Source organism: Bradyrhizobium iriomotense, from assembly GCF_018130765.1.
GTDB classification, from domain to species: Bacteria; Pseudomonadota; Alphaproteobacteria; order Rhizobiales; family Xanthobacteraceae; genus Bradyrhizobium; species Bradyrhizobium iriomotense_A.
On the sequence record NZ_JAFCJZ010000009.1, the window covers coordinates 20,775 to 43,732 of the forward strand.

A 22,958-nucleotide genomic window follows, 5' to 3' on the forward strand; every position below is an offset into this window, starting at 1 on the left:
TCTGCAAATAGCAGAAATCGACGTCATCCCAACAGCCAAAAGCGGAAAACGTTCGCGCCTCCGACGCGGTCCCGACGGTGCAAATCGCAAGGCGCGCGGCGCGGCCGTATCAGGCGACCGCTGGCGGCACCTGGTCGACCTCCTGCTGGAGGTAGTTCACTCTCTGAATGATCAGGGTGCGATGCCGCTCCCATTCCACCAGGGTCTGCTTGAGCAGCTCCACCAGCCGTTCCGCCTGCCGGCAGTCATATCCGCCGGCCTGTAACTCCCGCACCCGATCCTCCTGCCTGCGGACGCGCTGCCAGCCTTCTTCGATATCGAGATCGGCTTTCTTCAGAAGCCGCTGCTCGTCGCGGAGTTGCCGGGTACGCTCGGTAAGGGATGCTGCCATGGCGGCGTTTCTCACTTCCCGCGCGGGACGGGAGGATCAAGCGATTGTAGCACGACGCGCCGGATCATGTCGGCGTATTCGCGATATTCGACCGCGCGCCGCTCGTACATTTCGACCACGGCCGGCCTGCCGCTGCGACGGCCATCCGCGGCCATGCGCTGCACGAGCTCGGCCCGCTCCTCGATGATCCGGAGCGCGACGCGCAGGGCTTCATCGACTTGCCCTTCCTGCTCCTTGGCGAGGGCATCGGTGGTGTAGGCGTGGCCGACCTGACAGCGAAACCGCGTGGGATGAGCCTCTTTCACTTCGGAAAGGACCCCGCCGCAGGCGGGGCATGTCAGCGCCGCCGGATCGGCAATGTCGGCCAGGATTGCGGAGCCAATTCTTTCACCCGCGGCGATTTCCACCTCCAGGCGGATATCCGGAGCGATCGGACGTGCGGCCCCCGGCGGCTCCCGGGCAAGATCGCAGAGGACGTCGCCGAGCCGTGCGGCGGGAACGCAGCGGTCGGCGGTGGCTGCCTCCAGCGCGCGCTGCGGCATCTCCGCAGCGATCGCCTCCGAGGGGTCCTGCACGATCGTCATTCCGCCGCAGCGCTTGATTGCGTTGAGGCCGGCGGCCCCGTCCGAAAGCAATCCGCTCAGCACCACCCCGATCACGCGCGGACCGTGATGCAGGGCGGCCGAGCGGAACAGCGCGTCGATCGCGGGTCGCACCATGTTCTCGCGCGGGCCGCGCCCGAGCCGGATTCGATCGTCCAAGAGCAGCAAATGATGGTCGGGGGCACCGAGATAGACGTGGCCGCGCTCGAACTTCATGCCGTCCACGGCCTGATGCACCGGGAGCCTGCCGGCAGCAGCGGCCACGGTGGCCAGGATGCCGATGCCCTGCGCAGGTAGGTGGAGGACGATAAAGATGGCCGCCGGAACATCCGGATGCAAATCCGCCAAAATCTGTGTCAGCGGCACCGTGGCTCCGGAGGAACCGCCGATGACAATGATGTCGCGGTTGCTCATGGAACCCGCCATTCAATGCTTCGTTTGCACCAAGACGGCCTCGAGGCCTATGTTCCTATCCATTGCTGGGTGCTGGAGGAAACATGGCGCTATCGCCAACGTTGTCGCGCGGGCACGCCCCGTTGTCGGGACGTCGCATCCTCGTTGTCGAGGATGAGTATTTCCTCGCCGACGACATCAGCCGTGCGCTGCGGTCGGCGGGCGCGGAAATTGCCGGTCCGGTCGGCGTGCTTGACGATGCGCTCCCCATCATCAACGGCGGCGGTGTTCTCGACGGCGCAGTGCTCGACGTGAACCTTCGCAGCGAGATGGTCTTCCCGGTTGCGCAGGAGCTCAGGGCCCGCCAGGTGCCATTCGTGTTCACGACCGGCTACGACAAGGTCAGCATTGCTCCACAGTTTCACGACGTGTTGCTCTGGGAAAAGCCGATCGACGTTGCGGCGTTGGTCCGCGGCCTGGCTGGGTTGATCGGGAAGCCGAAGGCGTGAGGCGCAGCGTCGCGCCGTTGCGCGAGCCCAGGACATGATCCAAGTGAGGTTCGAATGATCTACATCCCCCGCGCGGGCGACGCGCAGCTCCTGTCCTTTTCCCGCGAACTGGTTCGCGATGCCCTTGAGATACTGCGCAACAGCGATCACATCGCAAAGGCGCAGCGTGTCCGTGATGAACTGGTTGCGCTCGGGCCGGTTCGCGGGGAGGGCGATCCGGCCTAAAGCAGGCGGCTCCAGGTCAGCCACATAGCCACGGCAAGGCAAAGGGCGATCCCGAGATAGGGCAACGCCTGCGACGAGGCTTGGCGCAAGGAGTAACCCGTCAGCTCACCATCATCCATATGATCGCCCCCAGCATCACCAGGAAACCCAGCATCGCCGTAGCGATGAATGCCCGTTCGACGCGATCCATCGTCATCGTAGTGCCCTCATCCCGGAGACGATTTTGACGTTTTGTCGCGCCGAGTGCATTAGGCTATGTGAATCGCCAGCCGCTTTCTGAGCGATGGCCGGCCTGGTCCAAGCGAAGCTGCGCTTACGGCACTGCGGCAGCCGGAGGCGTTGCGCTGACGTTCGGCACCGTGGCCGGCCAGGGGCTGATCGGGTTGAGCGCCGACAAGGCGCAGGATGACTTGAGCTGCGTCCAGGCCGGCGCGAGGCCCGTCAGGTCGATGTCGAATTTCGTCTCGTCCGTCTTGTCGTCGGGCATCGTCGTGGTCTCGCGGACATGGAGGGAGCGGGAGGCCAGGACCGCCTTGACCATGTCGGCGTCGATGCTGCCGCGCCAGACCTCGTACTTGCCTGATCGCAGCGGTGACCCTCCGGCCTGCTTGTCCGTGGCGGTGTCCGCCGCTATCAGGATCGTGCTCTTGCCGGTGGAGGCCTCGTCGATTTCGGCCGCGAACCACAGCGGCACGCGCGTCCTGTTCTCGCACGACAGGCGCCACTCCATGGTCCGGAACGAAGAGGCGTTCTCCTTCTTCATCACCGCGATCTTGCGGACGTACGGCCGGGCGTCCTTTTCCAGCTTCCACGCCGTTTCGGCGAGCGGTCGCGTGTCGATCCCGAAACGATAGAGCTCGGCGCGCGTCAGCACGTGCAGGTTCTCGAACTTCACGGTCCGGATCAGGGCGTCGAGCTCGCGGCTGATTCCCATCGACGCGATGAACGCAGTGCGGTCGCGATCGGCGCTCGCCATTCGGCGCTGCCTCGCTTCGGCGACCACCTGCGGGGGCGGATCCCCATGAAAGCGCAGGACCAGCCTGGAGTTGTGGACCGCCAGCGCCGCGTCGGGCGCCACCTCGCGGGATGTCGCTCCGATGAACAGGTAACCGCAGGCCGAGTTGCACATCGCCTTGCGGGTGGTGAGCTCGGCCTCGGCCTCGACCTCGCCGCCTGCGTTCTTCACCTTCAGGCAGGCGGCGTCCACCTGCGCGTTCGCCGCGCACGCCGTCACGATGGTGCGACCGACCCGGGCGATCGCCTTGCGACCGCGCAGCAGCCGCCCGATCGCGTAGGACTGCTCCACGTTCCCGCCGGGCGAATAAAGGTAGATCGGACGCTGTGTGTTCTTGACGGCGGCGAGGAAGCGGCTAATGCGCGGAGCTGCGTCCCCGTCGATATCGCCCTCGATGGCGATCCAGCGGTCGCAGCCCGGCCCGCATGCATCAGGCGCCCCCTTGGCGAGATAGATCGTCAGCTTGGATGCAAATCCGGCTTTCTCCGACGGCGTTTCGGCGCGCAATACACCGGGATGCAACAGCGCGGCGACGGCAACTAGAATACGGGCGAGCATGAAATGATCGACTATGCGGTGATGCCGATCCTGACGCTATACGACGCTTGGCGCTTTCACAACTTGCGGTGGCGCTCCAATTCGCGTTTATTTCGCTGAGGTCCGGGCGGGCAGATCCTCGTGAGCGGCCGAACGGCTTCGGTGGTCCGGCGCCAGCGGCGGCGCGAGCGGAGCAGCGTCGCGCCGTGAGGCGACCTCGACCGGAGCAGGTTCGGCATCGCGCCGGGCGATGGCCCAGATCAGCAAACCGAGAAGCGCGAGTGCAGCACCGACGGGACCGGTGGAGGTCCAGCCCAGCCCCTCGCGGATAGCAAGGCCGCCCAGGAATGGGCCGAGCGCATTGGCGGTGTTGAACGCCGAATGGTTCAGCGCGGCCGCGAGCGCCTGTGCATCACCCGCGACGTCCATCAGCCGCGTCTGGAGAATAGCGCCGAGCGAAACGCTGGTGCCGATCGCGAATATGTCTGCCGCCAGTAGCCAGGGATTGTGTGCGGCAAGCGGAAACACCAGCAGCGCGACGGCTGCAAACAGCAGGATGATGCCCGCCGTCGGCATCAGGGCGCGGTCGGCGAAGCGCGGCACGAACAGATTGCCGAGTGTCGCTCCAATCCCGAATAATGCGAGGAAGAACGGGATGGCCGCGGGGCTGACTTTGGTGACCTCGATCAGCGTCGTCGCAAGATAGGTGTAGACGGCAAACATGCCGCCGAAGCCGATCGCGCCGATCGCCAGCGTGATCCAGACGCGGCCGCTTCTGAGGGCGCCGAGTTCGCGCAGCGGATCGGACTTGCCGGCGTGGTCGCGCGGCGCGAACAGGGCGCACAGCAGCACCGTGAGCAGCGCCAGCACCGACACGAGACCAAAACTCGCGCGCCAGCCGACCGATTGGCCGATCGCATTGGCCAGGGGCACGCCGATGATGGTGGCGCAGGTCAGGCCGAGCATCACCTGGCCGATCGCCTGCGAGCGGCGCTGTTGCGGAACCAGCGAAGCCGCGACCAGTGCGGCGATACCGAAATAGGCGCCGTGCGGCAGCCCCGACAGGAAGCGCGCCGCGATCATCCAGCCAAAGCCGGGTGCGAGCGCGGTGAGCGCGTTGCCGAGCGCGAACACGGCCATCAGGACGAGCAGCTGCGTGCGCCGGGCGAACCGCGCACCCAGCACTGCGATCAGCGGCGCGCCCAGCACCACGCCGAGCGCGTAAGCGCTGATCGCGTGCCCCGCGGTCGGCTCGTCGATGTGGAGGTCGGCGGCGAAGAACGGCAACAGGCTCATCGACGCGAATTCGGTGGTCCCGATCGCAAAGCCGCCCATCGCGAGCGAGACGAGGACAATGGCGAGGTGAGGGGGATTGGCGGCCGCGGTCGAATTGGCGCGGGGCGAGGTCGCGTGAGGCGAGATCGTCATGAGTCCTGCATCGGTGGCGTCAACGGGAACCAGCCCAGCGAACGTCGCCATCCCTGCAAGATTTGTCCGTCGTACTTAAACCCGGATCAGTCTGCGTCAACAGCGGACGCGCGATGCAGGGCATGCCGCATATCAGTGTCCCGATTTGCGTGTGCCAACGCTAGCCGGAGTGCCTGGACCGCGGCTCGGGTCTCCGCTGCGAAAAATACGGGTTCGCGACGCAGCTCGCCGAACGTCCGACGGCGAGAAACCTGCACTGCTCGAGTGAGGTGTAGCGGCAGTCGAAATAGCCGACCTGGCCGTAGACCTGCATGCAGACGGGATAGGTGGGGTCATAGGTCTGCGCGCGCGCCTGCGCGCTCACGAAGAGTGTGCCGGTCGCAACGAGTGCAAGCCAGCCGCTGCGCATCTCAGCGCGACAACAAGTAGCCGGGTGCCAGCGTGCGCGGACGATTCTGATACGCGTATGGATCATCACTCTGTCCCCCGAAATAGGGATTGGCGATGCAGGTCAGCGCGCGGCCCGATGCGCTGGCCTGACACTGCGCGTAAGTATCGAACCTGCAATTGCTCAGTCCCGGCCATTCATCGCCCGTGAGGCAGAACGCGTGATGCGTACCGAATGCGCGTGCGGGCGTGCTTGTGCTCAGCGTCAGCGTGAATGTGGCGATTGCGAGCGAAAATGTGGCGACAATGGGGAGGGCAATTCGTGCGCGCATTTCTCGATTCTCCAATCACACAATTGTGCGCGCGACGATGTTACGCGCGCCTGCAGTTTATCTCGCCTCGTCGACATTGGAACTGCCGAAAACACTTGTTTCAAAGGGTTTCCAGCACGCTCTGATAAATCTTCATTAATGAAGCGCGGGCCTTTGGCGTGAACTGTTGCGTCGAGGTTACAGCAATTCCGTCGATCGCTGTTATGACCACGCCATGGCCAGGGGGCCTAACGACGAAACTGGAACGGGATTGAAATGAAGAAGAATTTGTTGCTTGCCGCTGTGAGCCTCGTCGCGCTCAGCGCAGCTGCACCGGCGCTGGCTGCCGATCTCGCGGCTCGGCCGTACACCAAGGCGCCCGCGATGGTCGCCACCATCTACGACTGGAGCGGCTTCTATATCGGCATCAACGGCGGCGGTGGTTCGTCGCACGCGACCTGGGATCTGGTCGGCTTCGGCCGTGACGGTTCGCACGATGCGACCGGCGGCACCGTCGGTGGTCAGATCGGCTATCGCTGGCAGTCCGGCCAGTGGGTGTTCGGTGTGGAAGGCCAGGGCAACTGGGCCGACTTCTCCGGCAGCCACGTCGGCGCGATCTCCGGCTTCACCAACAACACCAAGATCGATTCGTTCGGTCTGATCACCGGCCAGGTCGGCTACGCCTGGAACAACGTGCTGGTCTACGTGAAGGGCGGTGCGGCTGTGGTCGGCACCAAGTACGACGCCTCTCTCGCCGGCGTGTCGCTTGCTTCGGCCAACGACACCCGTTGGGGCGGCACGGTCGGTGCGGGCCTCGAGTTCGGCTTCGCTCCGAACTGGTCGGTTGGCGTCGAGTACGACCACATCTTCCTGGGCGGCAAGGATCAGACCCTGACCGGTGGTCTCGGTACTCTGGCGATCCACACCAAGCAGGACGTCGACATGGGCCTCGTCCGCCTGAACTACAAGTTCGGCGGCCCGATCCTCGGCCGTTACTGATACCGATCGGCCTTTGCGAGCGATCATCGAAAGCCCCGGCCATTGGCCGGGGCTTTTTTATTGCGTGAATTCAGCGAGTTAACCATCGCGTTGCGAGATCGCCAGCCAGGCTTGACTCCCGTGAACGAAATGAGAACAATGTTCTTCATACGTTCTAGCAAGGGAGCGAGGTCATGTTCAGGATTTTCGTGGAAGAGGCGGCTGCACTGGCGTCCATCACGCTGTTCGTCGGGATGATCGCGATCTGGGCCCAGGTCATACCGCAGCTCTAGACCTGCGGTTTTGTAGACCGCTGCTCCTCTTCACCGGCGCCCGTTGGGGAAAAGCGGGACGACGCGGCGAAGCGGCCGCTCCGGCGTGGACTCTGAAGCTGTGAGACCCCACCATTGTGACGCGAGTCGGCCGGGCGGGGACGTCCCCTCGGAGCCGGCGACCGCTCCATCTCATCTGCAAGAGGCCGTCACGCGACCATGCCGAGCGCCGGATTTGTCCACCTTCACGTTCACTCGGCCTATTCGCTGCTCAAGGGCTCGATCAAGATCGGCAAGCTCGCCGAGCTTGCCAAGAAAGACCATCAGCCCGCGCTGGCGCTGACCGACACCGACAATCTGTTCGGTGCGCTGGAGTTCTCCGACAAGATGGCGGGCTCCGGCATCCAGCCGATCGTCGGCTGCGAGCTTGCGATCGACTTCGCAGATCAGGATCCGAACGCGCGCAACGCGATGGGCCCCTCGCGCGTGGTGCTGCTGGCGGCGCAGGAGCGCGGCTATCGCAGCCTGATGCGGCTGAATTCGCGGGCGTTCCTGGAGACGCCCGACAGCCATGCCCCGTTCATCAAGTTCGACTGGTTCGACGGCGAGACCGAAGGCCTGATCGCGCTCACGGGCGGACCGGACGGACCGATCTCGCTGGCGCTGGCCGGCGGCATGGCCGAGCTGGCGGCGGCGCGCTGCGAGCGTCTGGCCAACCTGTTCGGCGACCGGCTCTACATCGAATTGCAGCGTCACAACATCGATAAGGAACGGCGCGTCGAAAGCGGCTTGATCGACATCGCCTATGCGAAGGGCCTGCCGCTGGTTGCGACCAACGAGCCGTATTTCGCTTCGACCGACGACTACGAGGCGCATGACGCGCTGCTCTGCATCGCCGGCGGCCGGCTGATCGCCGAGACCGACCGCGTGCAGCTCACCCCCGATCACCGCTTCAAGACCCGCGCCGAGATGGCGGTGTTGTTCGCCGACATTCCGGAGGCGCTGGCCTCGACGGTGGAGATCGCCGAGCGCTGCTCGTTCCGCCCGATGACGCGCAAGCCGATCCTGCCGTTCTTCACGGTCGGCGCCGCCGCAAGCTCCGACGCCGCATCGGTCGAGGCCGCCGAGTTGAAGCGGCAGGCGGAGGAGGGGCTCGCCAACCGCCTGCGCGTGCACGGCCTGTCACAGGGCAGGACCGAGGAGGACTACAACAAGCGCCTGGCGTTCGAGCTCGACGTCATCATGCGCATGAAGTACGCGGGCTACTTCCTGATCGTGTCCGACTTCATCAAATGGGCCAAGGCGCACGGCATTCCGGTCGGACCGGGCCGCGGCTCGGGCGCAGGCTCGCTTGTCGCATGGGCGCTGACCATCACCGACCTCGACCCGATCAAGTTCGGCCTGCTGTTCGAGCGCTTCCTCAATCCCGAGCGCGTCTCGATGCCGGACTTCGACATCGACTTCTGCCAGGATCGCCGCGGCGAGGTGATCAAGTACGTGCAGGAGCGCTACGGCCGCGACCAGGTCGCGCAGATCATCACCTTCGGTACGCTGCAGGCGCGCGGCGTGCTGCGTGACGTCGGCCGCGTGCTGCAGATGCCCTATGGCCAGGTCGACAAGCTGACGAAGCTGGTGCCGCAGAATCCGGCGGCACCCGTGACGCTTGCGGCCGCGATCGAGAGCGAACCAAAACTTCAGGCGTTCCGCGACGAAGACCCGGTGGTGGCGCGCGCCTTCGACATCGCGCAGCGCCTCGAAGGCCTGACCCGCCATGCCTCGACGCACGCGGCCGGCATCGTGATCGGCGATCGCCCCTTGAGCGAACTCGTGCCGATGTACCGAGATCCGAAGTCGGATATGCCGGTGACCCAGTTCAACATGAAGTGGGTCGAGCCGGCGGGCCTCGTGAAATTCGACTTCCTCGGTCTGAAGACGCTGACCGTGCTCGACGTCGCCTGCAAGCTGCTTAAGCCGCGCGACATCCATGTCGATCTCGCGACGCTGCCGATCGACGATGCCGAAAGCTATCAGATGCTGGCGCGCGGCGACGTGGTCGGCGTGTTCCAGGTTGAAAGCCAGGGCATGCGGCGCGCGCTGATCGACATGCGCCCCGACCGTTTCGAGGACATCATCGCGCTGGTCGCACTGTATCGCCCGGGCCCGATGGCGAACATCCCGACCTATTGCTCGCGCAAGCATGGCGACGAGGAGCCGGAATATCTCCATCCCGTGCTCGAGCCGATCCTGAAAGAGACCTTCGGCGTCATCATCTACCAGGAACAGGTGATGCAGATCGCGCAGGTGATGTCGGGCTATTCGCTCGGCGACGCCGACCTTCTGCGCCGCGCCATGGGCAAGAAGATCCGCGCCGAGATGGACAAGCAGCGCGACATCTTCGTCGCGGGTGCGGTCAAGAACGGCGTGCCGAAAGGGCAGGCCGAAACCATCTTCGAATTGCTCGCCAAATTCGCCGACTACGGCTTCAACAAGAGCCACGCGGCGGCCTATGCGCTGGTGTCCTACCACACCGCCTACATGAAGGCGCATTACCCGGTGGAGTTCATCGCAGCGTCCATGACGCTCGATCTCAACAACACGGACAAGCTCTCCGAATTCCGCTCCGAGGCGCAGCGCCTCGGCATCAAGGTCGAGCCGCCGAACATCAATCGCTCCGGTGCGACCTTCGAGGTCGGCGACAAGGTCATCTACTACGCACTCGCCGCGCTCAAGGGCGTCGGTATCCAGGCGATCGAGCAGATCATCGAGGAGCGCACGAAGCGGGGGGTGTTCACCTCGCTCGCCGACTTCGCCGCGCGCGTCAATCCGCGTGCGATCAACAAGCGCATCATCGAAAGCCTGGCAGCCGCCGGCGCCTTCGACACGCTGGAGCCGAACCGCGCCCGCGTCTTCGCCGGCGCGGACTCGATCCTGGCCGCCTGCCAGCGCGCGCATCAGGCCGAGACCATCGGTCAGAACGACATGTTCGGCATGTCGGCGGACGCGCCGACCATCATGCTGCCGCAGATCGAGCCGTGGTTGCCGGCCGAGCGGCTGCGGCGCGAATATGACGCGATCGGATTCTTCCTGTCGGGACATCCGCTCGACGATTACGCCACCGTCCTGAAGCGGCTGCGGGTGCAGAGCTGGGCCGAGTTCTCGCGCGCGGTGAAGACCGGCGCCACCGCCGGCAAGGTCGCGGCCACCGTGGTCTCGCGCATGGAGCGGCGCACCAAGACCGGCAACAAGATGGGCATCATGGGCCTGTCGGACCCGACCGGGCATTTCGAGGCGGTGCTGTTCTCCGAAGGCCTTGCGCAATATCGCGACGTGCTGGAGCCGGGCGCCGCGGTGCTGCTCCAGCTCGGTGCCGAGCTGCAGGGCGAGGACGTCCGCGCCCGCGTGCTGCATGCCGAGCCGCTCGACGATGCCGCGGCCAAGACGCAGAAGGGCCTGCGTATCTTCCTGCGCGACACCAAGCCGCTCGAGTCGATCGCCAAGCGTCTCGCCGGACCCGACATGGCCGCGTCGAACGGCGCCGCGCCGAAGGTCGGCAGTCCCGGGATTGCGCCGCGTTCCAATGGCGACGGTGAGGTCTCGCTGGTGATGATGCTCGACCTCGAGACCGAGGTGGAGATGAAGCTGCCCGGCCGCTTCAAGGTCTCCCCGCAGATCGCCGGCGCGATCAAGGCGGTTGCGGGGGTGGTGGACGTGCAACAGCTTTAACGCTGCACGCGCCGCGCAAACCAAAGCTTAACTATCAAGTTCACACTTGGTTTCGAAGCCTGCCGCGCACAGCTATCAGTTGTTTCCCGGCGCGAAACCAAGGAAGAAGAACCATGTGTGACAAATGCTCCGAAAATCTGCATCAGTCGGTTGCTCCCTCCCGGCGCTCGATGATGCTGTTCGCCGCCTCCGCGCTCGGGGTGGCAGCGTTTGGCGGGCCCGCGCTGGCCAAGGAGGCGAAAGCGCCGCCGAAACCTCAGAACGTGCTGTCGCCCGATGCGGCGCTCAAACGGCTGATGGATGGCAATTCGCGCTACGTATCGGGTGTGTCGCGCCGTCACGACTTCGCGCACGAGCGCGAGGCATTGGTCGGCGGTCAGAACCCCTACGCTGCCGTTCTGAGCTGCGCTGATTCGCGGATCGCGCCTGAATATGCCTTCGACAGCGGACGCGGAGACCTGTTCGTGTGCCGCGTCGCCGGAAATTTTGCCGGCGATGAGACCGTTGCGAGCATGGAGTACACCGTCGCCGTGCTCGGCACGCCCCTGATCCTGGTGCTCGGCCATGATAATTGCGGCGCCGTCGACGCGACGATCAAGTCACTCAAGGACGACAAGCCGCTGCCGGGACATATCCCCTCGCTGGTCTCCGCGATCGCACCGGCGGTAAAGACGGCTGCCCAGCAGAGCGGGAATGCGCTCGACAACGCCATCCGTCAGAATGTCATCGACAACGTGGCCAAGCTGAAATCGGCTGCGCCGATCCTCAATGCAGCGGTCGAGCAGGGCAAGCTCAAGGTGGTCGGCGGCATCTATCGGCTGAGCACAGGGACTGTCGAGTTGCTGGCCCAGGGCTGAGGTTGGTCGCGCATCTTTCCGGCGGCTCGTCCGCGCGATCCACGCAGTGGTCGTCGGATGTTGTTGCAACCCTGCGCTGATTCTGGCTAGCATTCACCCGGGGAATGGACTGGGGTGTGCGATGCTGCGATGGGGCGCGTTGGTGGTGACCGCTGGCGTCATGCTGGCGGGGTGCGTGAGCGATCAGGTCGGAACGGATTTCGCATCCATATCAAAGAAGATCGGACCTCCGCGCGCGGGTCAGTCGCGCGTGGTGTTCCTGCAGGACAAGCGCAACGGCCTCAGCATGGCGTTCTGCGCCTGCGAGGTGAAGCTCGACGGCGCGCCGATGGGCAAGGTGCTCGCCGGGAAATATGCCTATGTCGATCGTCCGGCCGGCCGTCACGACGTGCTGGTGACCGAGCTGATGTTTCCCGGAGACACCAAGCGCGAGATCGTGATGGAATCCGGCCGCACGCACTTCTACCTCATCAAGAGCAGTGCCAGGCATGATGCCGCCACGGGCGGGGCGGTGCTTGGCGGTTTGGCCGGGCTTGCGGTGGTTTCCGTCGCGACGGCTGGCGAGGCGAATCCCGGGCCCGCCGATCTCGTCGCGCTGGATGAGGCGACCGCGCGAACGAAGCTCGCAGAGTTGCAGGCCGTCGAGTAGGACGCGACGCGCGGCTCCGTGCGCGGGGCTCGAGAGCCTTACGCCATTTCGCGGTTGCGAGGCTGACTTGCAGATGAGTTGCTGCTGACCCGGAGCTTACGCCGGCAACGGCGCGGCCATGCCGCCGCCTCAATCCGGGCATCTCGTTCAAGCGCCATTCAGCTGGCCGCGCGTCTGATGCGCGGTGGCACCTCAACAACAAAAGCGGGCACAGCCATGCGTGGGACGCTCAAAGTCTTCATCTGCCTTCTCCTGCCGATGGTGGTCCTCGCCGCGGGCGCGCCGCATCAGGCGCGTGCGCAGCAGCAGGAAAAGCGCATCGCGCTCGTGGTCGGCAACGGCGCCTATGCCAAGTCGCCGCTGGCGACGACCGCGAACGACGCCGGCCTGATCGCGCAGACGCTGCAGGCGGCGGGTTTCGACGTCGTCGGCGCCCGCGATCTCGACGGCGACACGCTGCGCAAGAGCTTTCGCGATTTCGTCCAGAAGGCGCAGGCGTCCGGACCCGGCACCGTCGCGATGGTCTACCTGGCCGGCTACGGCGTGCAGCTCGCCGGCGAGAACTATTTCATCCCGGTCGATTCCAACGTCACCCGCGACACCGACATTCCGACTGAAGCCTTGCGGATCAGCGATTATGCGCGCCAGCTTGCGGCCATTCCGCTCAAGGCCAACATCGTCGTGCTCGATGCAGCCCGTGCGCAGCCTTTTATCGAGGGCGAGCAGCCGATCGCGAGCGGGCTTGCACTGGTCGAGCCCGATCCGAACATGCTGATCGCGTTCAACGCCGCGCCCGGCACGGTGGCGCCGGAGGAGCCGGGACCGTATGGCATCTACGCGCAATCGCTCGCCGAGATGATCCGCACCGGCGGGTTGCCGTTGGCTGACGTGTTCGACCGCGTCCGCCTGCGGGTCAACGAGGCCAGCAAGGGCGCGCAGGTGCCCTGGAACGAGCAGAAGATATCGGCGCCGTTCTCCTTCTTCGAGCGCGGGCCCGACGCGCCGCCGCCGGAGACGGCACCGGATCAGGTCGCCGCGATCCGCAGCAAGCCGATCCGCGATCTCGGTGCGCAGGATGCCTATGCCGCCGCGCTCTCGCGCGACACGCTGCCGGCCTATGAGGAATTTCTCGCGGCCTATCCGAACGATCCGATGTCCAGGCGCGTGATGGCGATCGTCGCGGCGCGCCGCGAGGCGATCACCTGGCGGCGCACGTATCGGACCGATACGCCGGACGCTTACTGGTCCTATCTGCGCCGCTATCCGCGCGGGCCTCATGCTGGCGATGCACGGCGCAGGCTTGCGATCCTGACCGCGCCGCTCGAGCCGCCGCCGAGCTTTGCCATGCTGGATTACGACGTGCCGCCACCGCCGCCGGAGGAGGTGGTCTATGTCGATCGCCCGGTGCTGTATTTCAGCGACCCCGATTTCGGCTTCGCGCCGCCACCGCCGCCGCCGGTCTACTACCTGCCGCCGCCGCCACCGGATTTCGTCGTGCTGCCGCCGCCGCTGCCCGTGGTCGGCCTGTTCGTGCTGCCGCAGCCGGTGTTTGTGCCGATTCCGGTGTTCGTGAGGCCGCCGGTCTATGTCGCGCCGCCGCCGAACAACATCATCTTCAACAACATCCATAACACCACGGTCATCAACACCGTGATCAACCAGGCGCCGGCACCGGCGCCTGCTGCGGGAGCCGGCGCAGGACCGGCCAATCTGGCGCCGGCGGTTGCCGGCCGCGCCAACCCGGTGGCGCCGGCGGTGCCGCAGGCGGTGATGCAGCGCGCCGCCCTGATCCAGCAGGGCAAGGCACCGTTGCCGCAGAGCGCGACGATTCAGCCGACGGCAAAGGCAGGGACACCAGCGGCGACGCCGGCGAATGTTGCGCCGACCGCAGCGCCGTCGCCGTCGGTCGCTCCGCAGACCAGGCTGCCCCAGGCCAACACGCTGCCGGTTCCCGGCGCTCATGGCGGTCCGCCGGCGCCGCCGGCCGGGGCAGGGCCCTTGCTGGGAGCCAAGCCCGCACCTACGGCGACTGCACCCGGTGGACCGGCGCCAGCCCATCCAGGGGCGCCGACGGCTGCGGCGCCTGGCACAACACTGCCTGCCCATCCAGGTGCGCCAAATACGGCCGCTACAACTGCGCCCACCACGACAAGCCCGACCGCAGCGCCGTCACCGCTGGTCGCGCCGCAGACCAAGCTGCCCCAGGCCAACACACTGCCGGTTCCCGGTGCCCATGGCGGTCCGCCAGCGCCGCCGGCCGGGGCAGGGCCCCTCCCGGGCGGCAGGCCCGCGCCGACGGCTACAGCGCCCGGCACAACGCTGCCTGGCCATCCCGGTGCACCCAATGCGGCCGCTACGGCTGCGCCGACCACAACAAGCCCGACTGCTGCGCCGGGCCAGCCGCCCAAGCCGCCGGTGGCGCAGACCCCGCCGGGGGTGGGGCCAGCGGATCGCGCCAAGTCCGCAACCCGCGAGCCGCCCGGCACGCCTCCGGCCGCGGCCGGAAGGCCGATTGCGCCGCCGCCCTCGGCTGTGCATGAGCCGATCAGGCCGCAGAATCGGCCATCGGCCGCCCCGCCGCAGGCGGCAAGACCTGTCGCACCGCCGCCGCGGCCCCAGGCCGTGGCGCGGCCCACGCCGCCGCCTCCGCCGCGCGTATCCGCGCCGCCGCCACGGGTGGCTGCCCCTCCGCCGCCGAGGATGGCTGCACCTCCGCCGCCGCGTCCCGCTCCGCCACCGGTTGCTGCGGCCCGTCCCGCGCCGCCACCGCCTGTTGCTCGGCCGGCTCCGCCACCGCCGCCGCCACGGGTGGCCGTAGCCCCACCGCGTCCGGCGGCACCTCCGCCACGCCCGGCGGCTCCGCCGCCCGCGGCCAAGAAGTGCCCGCCCAACCAGCCGAAGTGCTAGACGGTACGGTGGTATTGATGGAGTAGGGGCCCTTGGCGGGCGAAACCCGCCCGGATAGGGCCCTTATTTCCTTGCTTCTGGCCGAAATTGCGCTATAGAGCGCGCCATCTCACACGGAAACATGGCTCACAAGGCCGTCCGGTGGCAGCCGGGGCGAGAACGCTCCGTTTTGCTCACACGTTTCCGGAGGAACCAACCGGAGAATTAGAACGATGGCACTGCCCGATTTCACTATGCGTCAGCTGCTCGAAGCTGGCGTGCACTTTGGTCACCAGTCTCACCGCTGGAATCCGAAAATGGCGCCGTTCATTTTCGGCACCCGCAACAACATCCACATCGTCGATCTCGCCCAGACCGTGCCGATGCTGCACCAGGCTCTCCAGGCCGTCAGCGACACGGTGGCCAAGGGCGGCCGCATCCTGTTCGTCGGCACCAAGCGCCAGGCGCAGGACGGCGTTGCCGATGCTGCCAAGCGTTGCGCGCAGTATTTCGTCAATTCGCGCTGGCTCGGCGGCACGCTGACCAACTGGAAGACGATCTCGGCCTCGATCAAGCGCCTGCGTCATCTCGATGACGTGCTCTCGGGCGGCGAAGCCAATTCCTATACGAAGAAGGAGCGCCTGACGCTTCAGCGCGAGCGCGACAAGCTCGACCGCTCGCTCGGCGGCATCAAGGACATGGGCGGTCTGCCCGACCTGATCTTCGTGATCGACACCAACAAGGAAGACATCGCGATCCAGGAGGCCCAGCGCCTCAACATCCCGGTCGCCGCGATCGTCGACACCAATTCGGACCCGAAGGGCATCACCTATGTGGTCCCCGGCAATGACGACGCCGGCCGCGCCATTTCGCTGTACTGCGATCTGATCGCGCGTGCGGCGATCGATGGCATCTCGCGTGCCCAGGGCGATTCGGGCATCGACATCGGTGCCTCGGCCCGTCCGCTGGCCGAAGAGCTGCCGGCAGCGTCGTCGAGCGGCTTCCAGGGCCTCGCTGGTCCCCGCGGCACCGCCGACGATCTCAAGAAGCTCCCGGGCGTGTCGGGTGCGATCGAGAAGAAGTTCAACGACCTCGGCATCTTCCACTACTGGCAGCTCGCCGAGCTCGACCACGACACCGCGCACACGATCGGCGAAGAAGTCGGTCTGCCGAGCCGCGCGGATGCTTGGGTGGCCAAGGCCAAGGCGCTGACCGCGGAAGCGGAATAGTCAAAAAGAGCGATGGGTTGGCCGGATAGGATCCGGCCACCATTTCAGTTGACGCGAATTCCTGAGATGGACCGCGGCGGGGCGATTTGATGCCACGCCGCGGCAAACCGGCAGGTACAAAGGATTTTCAACGATGGCAACGATCACAGCTGCGATGGTCAAGGACCTGCGCGAATCGACCGGCGCGGGCATGATGGACTGCAAGGCCGCGCTCACCGAAAACGACGGCAACATGGAAGCGGCGCAGGACTGGCTGCGCAAGAAGGGCCTGTCCAAGGCCGCCAAGAAGTCGGGTCGCGTCGCGGCCGAGGGTCTGATCGGCGCGCTCACCAGGGGCACCAAGGGCGTCGTGGTCGAGGTCAACTCCGAGACCGACTTCGTCGCGCGCAACGGCCAGTTCCAGGGCCTCGTCAAGATGATCGCGCAGGTCGCGTTTGACGCCGGCGCAGACGTGGAGAAGATCAAGGCCGCCAAGGTCGGCGACGTCACGATCGAGACCGCCATCAATGATGCGATCGCCACCATCGGCGAGAACATGACGCTGCGCCGCGCCGCCGCCCTCGAGGTGAAGCAGGGCGTGGTGTCGCACTACGTCCACGGTGCCGTCATCGACGGTGCCGGCAAGATGGGCGTGATCGTCGCGCTGGAATCGCCGGGCAAGGCCGACGAGCTCGCCGCCCTCGGCCGCCAGATCGCGATGCATGTCGCCGCCGCCAACCCGCTGGCGCTCGATCCGTCCGGCCTCGATCCGGCGGTCGTCAAGCGCGAGAAGGACGTGCTCGCCGACAAGTATCGTCAGCAGGGCAAGCCAGAGAACGTGATCGAGAAGATCGTCGAGTCCGGCCTGAAGACCTACTACAAGGAAGTCTGCCTGCTCGAGCAGGCCTTCATCCACGACACCGGCAAGTCGGTGGCGCAGGCGGTGAAGGAAGCCGAGGGCAAGGTCGGCGGCGCTGTGAAGATCGCCGGCTTTGTGCGCTATGCTCTCGGTGAGGGAATCGAGAAGCAGGAAAGCGACTTCGCGGCCGAGGTCGCGGCGGCCAGCGGCAAGAAGTAAGCGCCGGAACGTTCCTTCCGGCGTGCCGCCGGAAGCGGCGCCCGGACAAGGAAAAGTGCTCATGACTGATCCGGTCTATCGTCGCGTCGTGATCAAGCTGTCCGGCGAATATCTCGCGGGACAGCAGGGGTTTGGCATCGATCAGCCGACCGTCGACCGGGTTGCTGACGATCTGATCGCCGCCCGCAAGCTGGGCACCGAGGTTGCGGTCGTGATCGGCGGCGGCAACATGGTTCGCGGCGTCGAGGTCTCCTCCCGGGGGGTGTCGCGCACCACCGGCGACACCATGGGCATGCTCGCCACTATGATGAACTGCCTCGCGCTGGAAGCGGCGATCGAGCGCAAGGGCACGCCGGCGCGCACGCTGTCGGCCTTCGTCATGCCCGAGATTTCCGAGCTGTTCACCCGCACTGCGGCGCACAAATACCTCGCCGAAGGCCGGATCGTGCTGCTCGGCGGCGGAACCGGCAATCCGTTCTTCACCACCGATACGACCGCGGTGCTGCGTGCGGCCGAGATCGGCGCGGAGGCGGTCCTGAAGGCGACCAATGTCGATGGCGTCTACTCGGCCGACCCGAAGAAGGATCCGAGCGCCACGCGGTTCGACCGGCTGACGCATTCGCAGGCGATCGAGGGCGGTTACAAGGTGATGGATGCGACCGCCTTCGCGCTTGCCCGCGAGACGTCGCTGCCTATCATCGTGTTCTCGATCGCGGAGCCGGGCTCGATCGGTGCGATTCTGCGTGGCGTCGGCCACGGAACCATCGTCGCCGGCTGACGGCTCAGCTGCCGCGCCCTCAAAGGAAGGGCGCGGTGAGGTCGCCGGGATTTTGAAGGAGAAACGTGATGGCCACGGGTAATTTCGACCTCAACGAAGTGAAGCGCCGCATGCAAGGCGCCGTTGCCTCGCTCAAGCACGAGCTTGGCGGTCTGCGCACCGGCCGCGCCTCGGCCTCGATGCTCGATCCCGTGCAGGTCGACGCTTATGGCAGCCACATGCCGCTCAATCAGCTCGCCACCGTCAGCGTGCCTGAGCCGCGCCTGATCTCGGTGCAGGTCTGGGACAAGTCTATGGTCAAGGCGGTGGAGAAGGCGATCGTCGACTCCAATCTCGGCCTGTCGCCCGCGACCGAAGGCCAGGTGCTGCGCCTGCGCATCCCCGAGCTCAACGAGGAGCGCCGCAAGGAGCTGGTGAAGGTCGCGCACAAATACGCGGAGGCCGCCAAGGTCGCCGCGCGCCATGTCCGCCGCGACGGTCTCGACGTTCTCAAGAAGCTCGAGAAGAATCACGAGATGTCGGAGGACGATCAGAAGCGTCACGCCGACGAGGTGCAGAAGGCGACCGACGGCACCATCACCGAGATCGACCAGCTGCTGGCCGCCAAGGAAAAAGAAATCCTGACCGTTTAAGGCTGCCTCCATGTCCAACGCCGCCGCGCCAGCAACGGAAGGACCCGACCGGTCCGAGGCGCCCGCGCATGTCGCCATCATCATGGATGGCAACGGGCGTTGGGCGGCCGCGCGCGGCCTGCCGCGCGCGGAGGGGCATCGCCGCGGCGTCGAGGCCCTGCGCCGCGTGGTGCGCGCCTCGCACGAGCTCGGCATCCGCTATCTCACCATCTTCTCCTTCTCATCGGAGAACTGGTCGCGTCCGGCGAGCGAGATCGGCGATCTCTTCGGTCTGCTCCGCCGCTTCATCCGCAACGATCTGGCCAGCCTGCATCGCGACGGCGTCAAGGTCCGCATCATCGGCGAGCGCGACGGGCTCGAAAGCGATATCTGTTCGCTGCTCAACGAGGCCGAGGAGCTGACGCGCGACAACACGCGCCTCACGCTCGTCGTCGCCTTCAACTACGGCTCGCGGCAGGAGATTGCGAAGGCGGCGCAGAAGCTGGCGCGCGAGGTCGCCGAAGGCAAGCGAGATCCTGCCACGATCGACGCCGAGACGCTCGGCGCGCATCTCGATGCGCCCGACATTCCCGATCCCGATCTCATCATCCGCACCAGCGGCGAGCAGCGCCTCTCGAATTTCCTGATGTGGCAGGCCGCCTATAGCGAGCTCGTCTTCGTGCCGATCCACTGGCCCGATTTCGACAAGGCGGCGCTGGAGGGCGCGATCGCCGAATTTGCCAGGCGCGAGCGCCGTTTCGGCGGCCTGGTCGCGAAAACCGCCTCGTGAGCGAACCCGACGCCGCATCGGCAGGCGCAAAGCCTGCCCCGAGCAATCTGGTGCTGCGGGTCCTCGCAGCGCTGGTGCTGGCGCCGCTGACCATTGCCATCGCTTATGCCGGCGGCTGGCTGTGGGCGCTTCTCGTCACCCTGGTCTCGATCGGGCTGTTCGCGGAATGGCTGATGGTGGTGGGCGCGGGATCGGCCGCGCTGACCGGGGCAGGGACGGTCGTCATCGCCATGATGGGAGCCGCCGTCGCTTTTGGCGCTCTCAAGACCGCCGTTGTCACCGGCCTCATCGGCGGTGCGATCGTGACGCTGATCGCGCGGGGCAAGTTCTTGTGGGCGGCCACTGGATTCGTCTATGCATCGGCGGCGCTGCTGGCCTCGATCCTGGTGCGGAAGGATCTCGTCAACGGTTTCTCCGCGCTGATGTTCGTGCTGCTGGTGGTGTGGGCGACCGATATCGGCGGCTATTTCGCCGGCCGCGGCATCGGCGGGCCGAAGCTGTGGCCGCGGGTGAGCCCGAAGAAGACTTGGGCAGGAGCCCTCGGCGGCTTTGCCGCGAGCCTTGCGGTCGCCGCCGGCTTTGCGGCTTGCGGGATCGGGAAGGCGGTCCCGCTGCTGCTCGTCAGCGCCGTGCTCTCGGTGGTGTCGCAAGCCGGTGATCTCTTCGAATCCGCGGTAAAGCGGCGGTTCGGGGTCAAGGATTCCAGTCACTTAATTCCCGGCCATGGCGGGCTTATGGACCGCCTGGACGGTTTTGTTGCCGCCATCCTGGCGGCCTGGTTTATCGGCTTTCTCCGTCACGGTGTGCATAGCGCCGGAAGCGGTCTTATGGTTTGGTGAGGATATGAGCGCCGTTCCCTTGCGTAATAACAGGCTTGCTGCGTCCGACATTCGCAGCGTCACAGTCCTCGGTGCCACCGGCTCGATCGGCGACAGCACGATGGATCTGCTGCGCGCCTCTCCCGAGCGCTACCGCGTCGAGGCGCTGACGGCGAACGGCAATGTCGAAGCGCTGGCCAAGCTCGCGAAGGAATTCAACGCGCGGTTCGTGGCGATCGCGGACAGCTCAAAGCTCGGCGAGCTCAAGGCTCTCCTTGCGGGAACGAGCACCGAATGCGGCGCCGGTGAAAGCGCGGTGATCGAGGCGGGCGCGCGCCCAGCTGATTGGGTGATGGCGGCCGTCAGCGGCGCCGCCGGGCTGAAGCCGGCTCTCGCGGCGGTCGATCGCGGCGCGCATGTCGCGCTCGCCAACAAGGAATGCCTTGTCTGCGCCGGCGATTTCTTCATGCAGCGCGCGGCGAAAGCGGGCGCCTGCATTTTGCCTGCGGATTCCGAGCACAATGCGCTGTTCCAGGCGCTCGCCTCGGGCAATCGCGACGAGCTCGTTCGCGTCATCATCACCGCCTCGGGCGGCCCGTTCCGGACCTGGAAGCCGGCCGACATCGAGCAGGCGACGCTCGAGCAGGCGCTGAAACACCCGAACTGGAGCATGGGCCAGAAGATCACGATCGACTCCGCCTCGATGATGAACAAGGGCCTCGAGGTGATCGAGGCCTCCTATCTGTTCGCGCTCTCGCCAGACGAGATCGACGTGCTCGTGCATCCGCAGTCGATCATCCACGGCATGGTCGAGTTCTCCGACCGCTCGGTGATGGCCCAGCTCGGCGCTCCCGACATGCGCACGCCGATCGCCCACTGCCTCGGCTGGCCCGACCGCATCAAGGGCCCGGCGGCCAAGCTCGACCTAGCCAAGATCGGCCAGCTCACCTTCGAGGCGCCGGACTTCGAGCGGTTCCCCGGACTGCGGCTGGCCTACGATTCGCTCCGGACCGGGAAGGGGGCCACCACGGTCTATAATGCCGCCAACGAGGTCGCCGTCGCCGCCTTCATCGCCGGCAAGATCCGCTTCGGCGCGATTGCGCGGCTGGTCGAGGCGACCCTCGACGACTGGATCCGCGGCGGGAATCAGGCCCCGATGACATCGGCGGATGATGCAATATCTGTTGACCATGTTGCTCGAAATAGAGCCGCCGCCCTATTGCCTCAAATTGCCTTAAAGGCATCCTAGTTGGTTCGGGGCCAGGGCCTTGCGGCGCTGGATGAGGGAAATCGATGATCGACTTTTTTGTCCATAGTTTCAATACGTTGAGCCATGGGCTCCTCGGCTACGCGGTTCCCTTCCTGTTTGTCCTGACCATCGTCGTGTTCTTCCACGAACTCGGCCATTTCCTGGTCGCGCGCTGGGCGGGCGTTCGGGTGTTGACCTTTTCGCTCGGTTTCGGACCCGAGCTGATCGGTTTCAACGACCGCCACGGCACCCGCTGGAAGATCTCGGCGATCCCGCTTGGCGGCTACGTCAAGTTCTTCGGCGACGAGAGCGAGGCCTCGACCCCGTCGGCCGATACACTTGCGGCGATGACGCCCGAGGAGCGCGCCGGCAGCTTCCACCATAAGAAGGTCGGCCCGCGCGCGGCCATCGTCGCGGCCGGTCCGATCGCCAATTTCATCCTGGGCGCGCTGATCTTCGCCGGCATGGCCCTGTACTACGGCAAGCCAAGCACGATCGCGCGCGTCGACGGCGTCGTCGCCGATGGCGCGGCGGCCGCGGCCGGTTTCAAGATCGGGGACGTCGTCGTTCAGATCGACGGCAAGCCGATCGAGAGCTTTGCCGACATGCAGCGAATCGTTGCGATGAACGCTGGTTCGACGCTTGCGTTCCAGGTGAAACGCGACGGCGCCATCGTGTCGCTTTCGGCGACCCCGGCGCTGCTCGAGCGCAAGGATCCGTTCGGGAACAGCCACCGTGTCGGCGTGCTCGGCGTCGAGCACAAGTCGCAGGCCGGCGAGGCATCGACCGCACCCGTCGGTATTGGCGAAGCGCTCAAGATCGGGGTGGAGCAGGTCTGGTTCATCATCACCAGCACCTTCAAGTTCCTGGGCTCGCTGTTTGTCGGACACGGCAATCCGAACGAGGTCAGCGGGGTCCTGGGAATCGCGAAGATGTCGGGGCAGGCGGCCAGCGCCGGGTTCCAGTTCGTGATCAATCTGTGCGCGGTGCTGTCCGTGTCGATTGGTCTTTTGAACCTGTTCCCGATTCCGCTGCTCGATGGCGGTCACCTTCTGTTCTACACGGCGGAGGTCGTCCGCGGACGGCCCCTGTCCGAGCGGACTCAGGAGATGGGGTTCCGAATCGGGCTGGGCTTGGTGCTGATGTTGATGGTGTTTGCGACCTACAACGACATCCTGCGGATGGCAGCTTCCTGATAGGGGCTTTTTTGTGGCGTTGCTGTTGAGCAACGTCCTGGAATGAAATTGAAATTACGGCGCTTTC

At 65.9% G+C, this 22,958-nt stretch carries 21 protein-coding genes; 15 read left to right on the forward strand and 6 right to left on the reverse strand.

Annotated features, from left to right (window positions below):
• Positions 1 to 109: 109 nt before the first annotated feature.
• Together JQ635_RS16985 and JQ635_RS16990 are read right to left on the reverse strand one after the other, a co-directional pair.
• Entirely contained in the window at positions 110 to 391 is a 282-nt protein-coding gene (locus JQ635_RS16985) for a hypothetical protein (protein WP_211410992.1), read from the reverse strand.
• 11 nt (positions 392 to 402) lie between these two features.
• Positions 403 to 1,407 (reverse strand): chemotaxis protein CheB, encoded by a 1,005-nt coding sequence (locus JQ635_RS16990; protein WP_211410993.1) that lies wholly within the window; start codon positions 1,405 to 1,407, stop codon positions 403 to 405.
• 83 nt (positions 1,408 to 1,490) lie between these two features.
• On the opposite strand from JQ635_RS16990, the gene JQ635_RS16995 reads away from it, so the two are divergent.
• Complete coding sequence (locus JQ635_RS16995; protein WP_211410994.1) at positions 1,491 to 1,895, forward strand: response regulator; 405 nt, start codon at positions 1,491 to 1,493, stop codon at positions 1,893 to 1,895.
• Positions 1,896 to 1,949: 54 nt separating this feature from the next.
• A complete protein-coding gene (locus JQ635_RS17000) occupies positions 1,950 to 2,120 on the forward strand; it encodes a hypothetical protein (protein ID WP_211410995.1) in 171 nt (56 codons plus the stop codon).
• A gap of 313 nt (positions 2,121 to 2,433) precedes the next feature.
• On the opposite strand, the gene JQ635_RS17005 is transcribed toward JQ635_RS17000, so the two are convergent.
• The 4 genes from JQ635_RS17005 to JQ635_RS17020 all read right to left on the reverse strand — a co-directional run bounded on the left by JQ635_RS17005 (position 2,434) and on the right by JQ635_RS17020 (position 5,819).
• Positions 2,434 to 3,693, reverse strand: a complete 1,260-nt coding sequence (locus tag JQ635_RS17005; protein ID WP_211410996.1) for a hypothetical protein — start codon at positions 3,691 to 3,693, stop codon at positions 2,434 to 2,436.
• Positions 3,694 to 3,780: 87 nt separating this feature from the next.
• Complete coding sequence (locus JQ635_RS17010) at positions 3,781 to 5,100, reverse strand: MFS transporter (RefSeq protein ID WP_211410997.1); 1,320 nt, start codon at positions 5,098 to 5,100, stop codon at positions 3,781 to 3,783.
• A 160-nt stretch (positions 5,101 to 5,260) separates the two neighbouring features.
• Complete coding sequence (locus JQ635_RS17015) at positions 5,261 to 5,509, reverse strand: DUF3551 domain-containing protein (protein ID WP_211410998.1); 249 nt, start codon at positions 5,507 to 5,509, stop codon at positions 5,261 to 5,263.
• Position 5,510: 1 nt separating this feature from the next.
• Positions 5,511 to 5,819 carry a DUF3551 domain-containing protein gene (locus JQ635_RS17020; protein WP_211410999.1) on the reverse strand — a complete coding sequence of 103 codons (309 nt, stop codon included), beginning with the start codon at positions 5,817 to 5,819 and terminating at the stop codon, positions 5,511 to 5,513.
• A gap of 255 nt (positions 5,820 to 6,074) precedes the next feature.
• Here JQ635_RS17020 and JQ635_RS17025 point away from each other — a divergent pair, with 255 nt between their 5' ends.
• From JQ635_RS17025 to rseP, 13 genes are all read left to right on the forward strand, one after another.
• Positions 6,075 to 6,797 carry an outer membrane protein gene (locus JQ635_RS17025; protein WP_211411000.1) on the forward strand — a complete coding sequence of 241 codons (723 nt, stop codon included), beginning with the start codon at positions 6,075 to 6,077 and terminating at the stop codon, positions 6,795 to 6,797.
• A gap of 470 nt (positions 6,798 to 7,267) precedes the next feature.
• Entirely contained in the window at positions 7,268 to 10,771 is a 3,504-nt protein-coding gene (gene dnaE / locus JQ635_RS17030) for a DNA polymerase III subunit alpha (protein WP_211411001.1), read from the forward strand.
• 113 nt (positions 10,772 to 10,884) lie between these two features.
• The gene (locus JQ635_RS17035; RefSeq protein ID WP_211411002.1) at positions 10,885 to 11,628 is read left to right on the forward strand and encodes a carbonic anhydrase; all 744 of its coding nucleotides are present in this window, start codon (positions 10,885 to 10,887) and stop codon (positions 11,626 to 11,628) included.
• A 175-nt stretch (positions 11,629 to 11,803) separates the two neighbouring features.
• Positions 11,804 to 12,277: a DUF2846 domain-containing protein gene (locus tag JQ635_RS17040; RefSeq protein ID WP_349631867.1), complete on the forward strand. Its 474-nt coding sequence runs from the start codon at positions 11,804 to 11,806 to the stop codon at positions 12,275 to 12,277.
• Between the two features lie 216 nt (positions 12,278 to 12,493).
• A complete protein-coding gene (locus JQ635_RS17045) occupies positions 12,494 to 15,184 on the forward strand; it encodes a caspase family protein (RefSeq protein ID WP_211411004.1) in 2,691 nt (896 codons plus the stop codon).
• A 212-nt stretch (positions 15,185 to 15,396) separates the two neighbouring features.
• Positions 15,397 to 16,392: a 30S ribosomal protein S2 gene (locus JQ635_RS17050; protein WP_211411005.1), complete on the forward strand. Its 996-nt coding sequence runs from the start codon at positions 15,397 to 15,399 to the stop codon at positions 16,390 to 16,392.
• 133 nt (positions 16,393 to 16,525) lie between these two features.
• Positions 16,526 to 17,449 (forward strand): translation elongation factor Ts, encoded by a 924-nt coding sequence (tsf, locus tag JQ635_RS17055; RefSeq protein ID WP_211411006.1) that lies wholly within the window; start codon positions 16,526 to 16,528, stop codon positions 17,447 to 17,449.
• Between the two features lie 61 nt (positions 17,450 to 17,510).
• Positions 17,511 to 18,227 carry a UMP kinase gene (gene pyrH / locus JQ635_RS17060; protein WP_211411007.1) on the forward strand — a complete coding sequence of 239 codons (717 nt, stop codon included), beginning with the start codon at positions 17,511 to 17,513 and terminating at the stop codon, positions 18,225 to 18,227.
• A 68-nt stretch (positions 18,228 to 18,295) separates the two neighbouring features.
• A complete protein-coding gene (gene frr / locus JQ635_RS17065; protein ID WP_128951567.1) occupies positions 18,296 to 18,859 on the forward strand; it encodes a ribosome recycling factor in 564 nt (187 codons plus the stop codon).
• Between the two features lie 10 nt (positions 18,860 to 18,869).
• Complete coding sequence (locus JQ635_RS17070) at positions 18,870 to 19,628, forward strand: isoprenyl transferase (protein ID WP_211411008.1); 759 nt, start codon at positions 18,870 to 18,872, stop codon at positions 19,626 to 19,628.
• Positions 19,625 to 20,467, forward strand: coding sequence for a phosphatidate cytidylyltransferase (locus tag JQ635_RS17075; RefSeq protein ID WP_211411009.1), 843 nt, complete (start codon positions 19,625 to 19,627; stop codon positions 20,465 to 20,467). Before JQ635_RS17070 ends, JQ635_RS17075 begins: the two co-directional genes overlap by 4 nt.
• A gap of 4 nt (positions 20,468 to 20,471) precedes the next feature.
• Positions 20,472 to 21,695, forward strand: coding sequence for a 1-deoxy-D-xylulose-5-phosphate reductoisomerase (gene dxr / locus JQ635_RS17080; RefSeq protein ID WP_211411010.1), 1,224 nt, complete (start codon positions 20,472 to 20,474; stop codon positions 21,693 to 21,695).
• Between the two features lie 44 nt (positions 21,696 to 21,739).
• The gene (rseP, locus tag JQ635_RS17085; protein WP_211411011.1) at positions 21,740 to 22,891 is read left to right on the forward strand and encodes an RIP metalloprotease RseP; all 1,152 of its coding nucleotides are present in this window, start codon (positions 21,740 to 21,742) and stop codon (positions 22,889 to 22,891) included.
• Positions 22,892 to 22,958: the final 67 nt, after the last annotated feature.

What these genes read in the sequence shown, in the direction of transcription:
- JQ635_RS16985 (WP_211410992.1), bottom strand. Translation starts at nt 391, where the DNA reads ATGGCAGCATCCCTTACCGAGCGTACCCGGCAACTCCGCGACGAGCAG.
- tsf (WP_211411006.1), top strand. Translation starts at nt 16,526, where the DNA reads ATGGCAACGATCACAGCTGCGATGGTCAAGGACCTGCGCGAATCGACC.
- pyrH (WP_211411007.1), top strand. Translation starts at nt 17,511, where the DNA reads ATGACTGATCCGGTCTATCGTCGCGTCGTGATCAAGCTGTCCGGCGAA.
- JQ635_RS16995 (WP_211410994.1), top strand. Translation starts at nt 1,491, where the DNA reads ATGGCGCTATCGCCAACGTTGTCGCGCGGGCACGCCCCGTTGTCGGGA.
- JQ635_RS17035 (WP_211411002.1), top strand. Translation starts at nt 10,885, where the DNA reads ATGTGTGACAAATGCTCCGAAAATCTGCATCAGTCGGTTGCTCCCTCC.
- JQ635_RS17050 (WP_211411005.1), top strand. Translation starts at nt 15,397, where the DNA reads ATGGCACTGCCCGATTTCACTATGCGTCAGCTGCTCGAAGCTGGCGTG.
- rseP (WP_211411011.1), top strand. Translation starts at nt 21,740, where the DNA reads ATGATCGACTTTTTTGTCCATAGTTTCAATACGTTGAGCCATGGGCTC.
- JQ635_RS17010 (WP_211410997.1), bottom strand. Translation starts at nt 5,100, where the DNA reads ATGACGATCTCGCCTCACGCGACCTCGCCCCGCGCCAATTCGACCGCG.
- dnaE (WP_211411001.1), top strand. Translation starts at nt 7,268, where the DNA reads ATGCCGAGCGCCGGATTTGTCCACCTTCACGTTCACTCGGCCTATTCG.
- JQ635_RS17015 (WP_211410998.1), bottom strand. Translation starts at nt 5,509, where the DNA reads ATGCGCAGCGGCTGGCTTGCACTCGTTGCGACCGGCACACTCTTCGTG.
- JQ635_RS17025 (WP_211411000.1), top strand. Translation starts at nt 6,075, where the DNA reads ATGAAGAAGAATTTGTTGCTTGCCGCTGTGAGCCTCGTCGCGCTCAGC.
- JQ635_RS17070 (WP_211411008.1), top strand. Translation starts at nt 18,870, where the DNA reads ATGTCCAACGCCGCCGCGCCAGCAACGGAAGGACCCGACCGGTCCGAG.
- dxr (WP_211411010.1), top strand. Translation starts at nt 20,472, where the DNA reads ATGAGCGCCGTTCCCTTGCGTAATAACAGGCTTGCTGCGTCCGACATT.
- JQ635_RS17000 (WP_211410995.1), top strand. Translation starts at nt 1,950, where the DNA reads ATGATCTACATCCCCCGCGCGGGCGACGCGCAGCTCCTGTCCTTTTCC.
- JQ635_RS16990 (WP_211410993.1), bottom strand. Translation starts at nt 1,407, where the DNA reads ATGAGCAACCGCGACATCATTGTCATCGGCGGTTCCTCCGGAGCCACG.
- JQ635_RS17005 (WP_211410996.1), bottom strand. Translation starts at nt 3,693, where the DNA reads ATGCTCGCCCGTATTCTAGTTGCCGTCGCCGCGCTGTTGCATCCCGGT.
- frr (WP_128951567.1), top strand. Translation starts at nt 18,296, where the DNA reads ATGGCCACGGGTAATTTCGACCTCAACGAAGTGAAGCGCCGCATGCAA.
- JQ635_RS17020 (WP_211410999.1), bottom strand. Translation starts at nt 5,819, where the DNA reads ATGCGCGCACGAATTGCCCTCCCCATTGTCGCCACATTTTCGCTCGCA.
- JQ635_RS17045 (WP_211411004.1), top strand. Translation starts at nt 12,494, where the DNA reads ATGCGTGGGACGCTCAAAGTCTTCATCTGCCTTCTCCTGCCGATGGTG.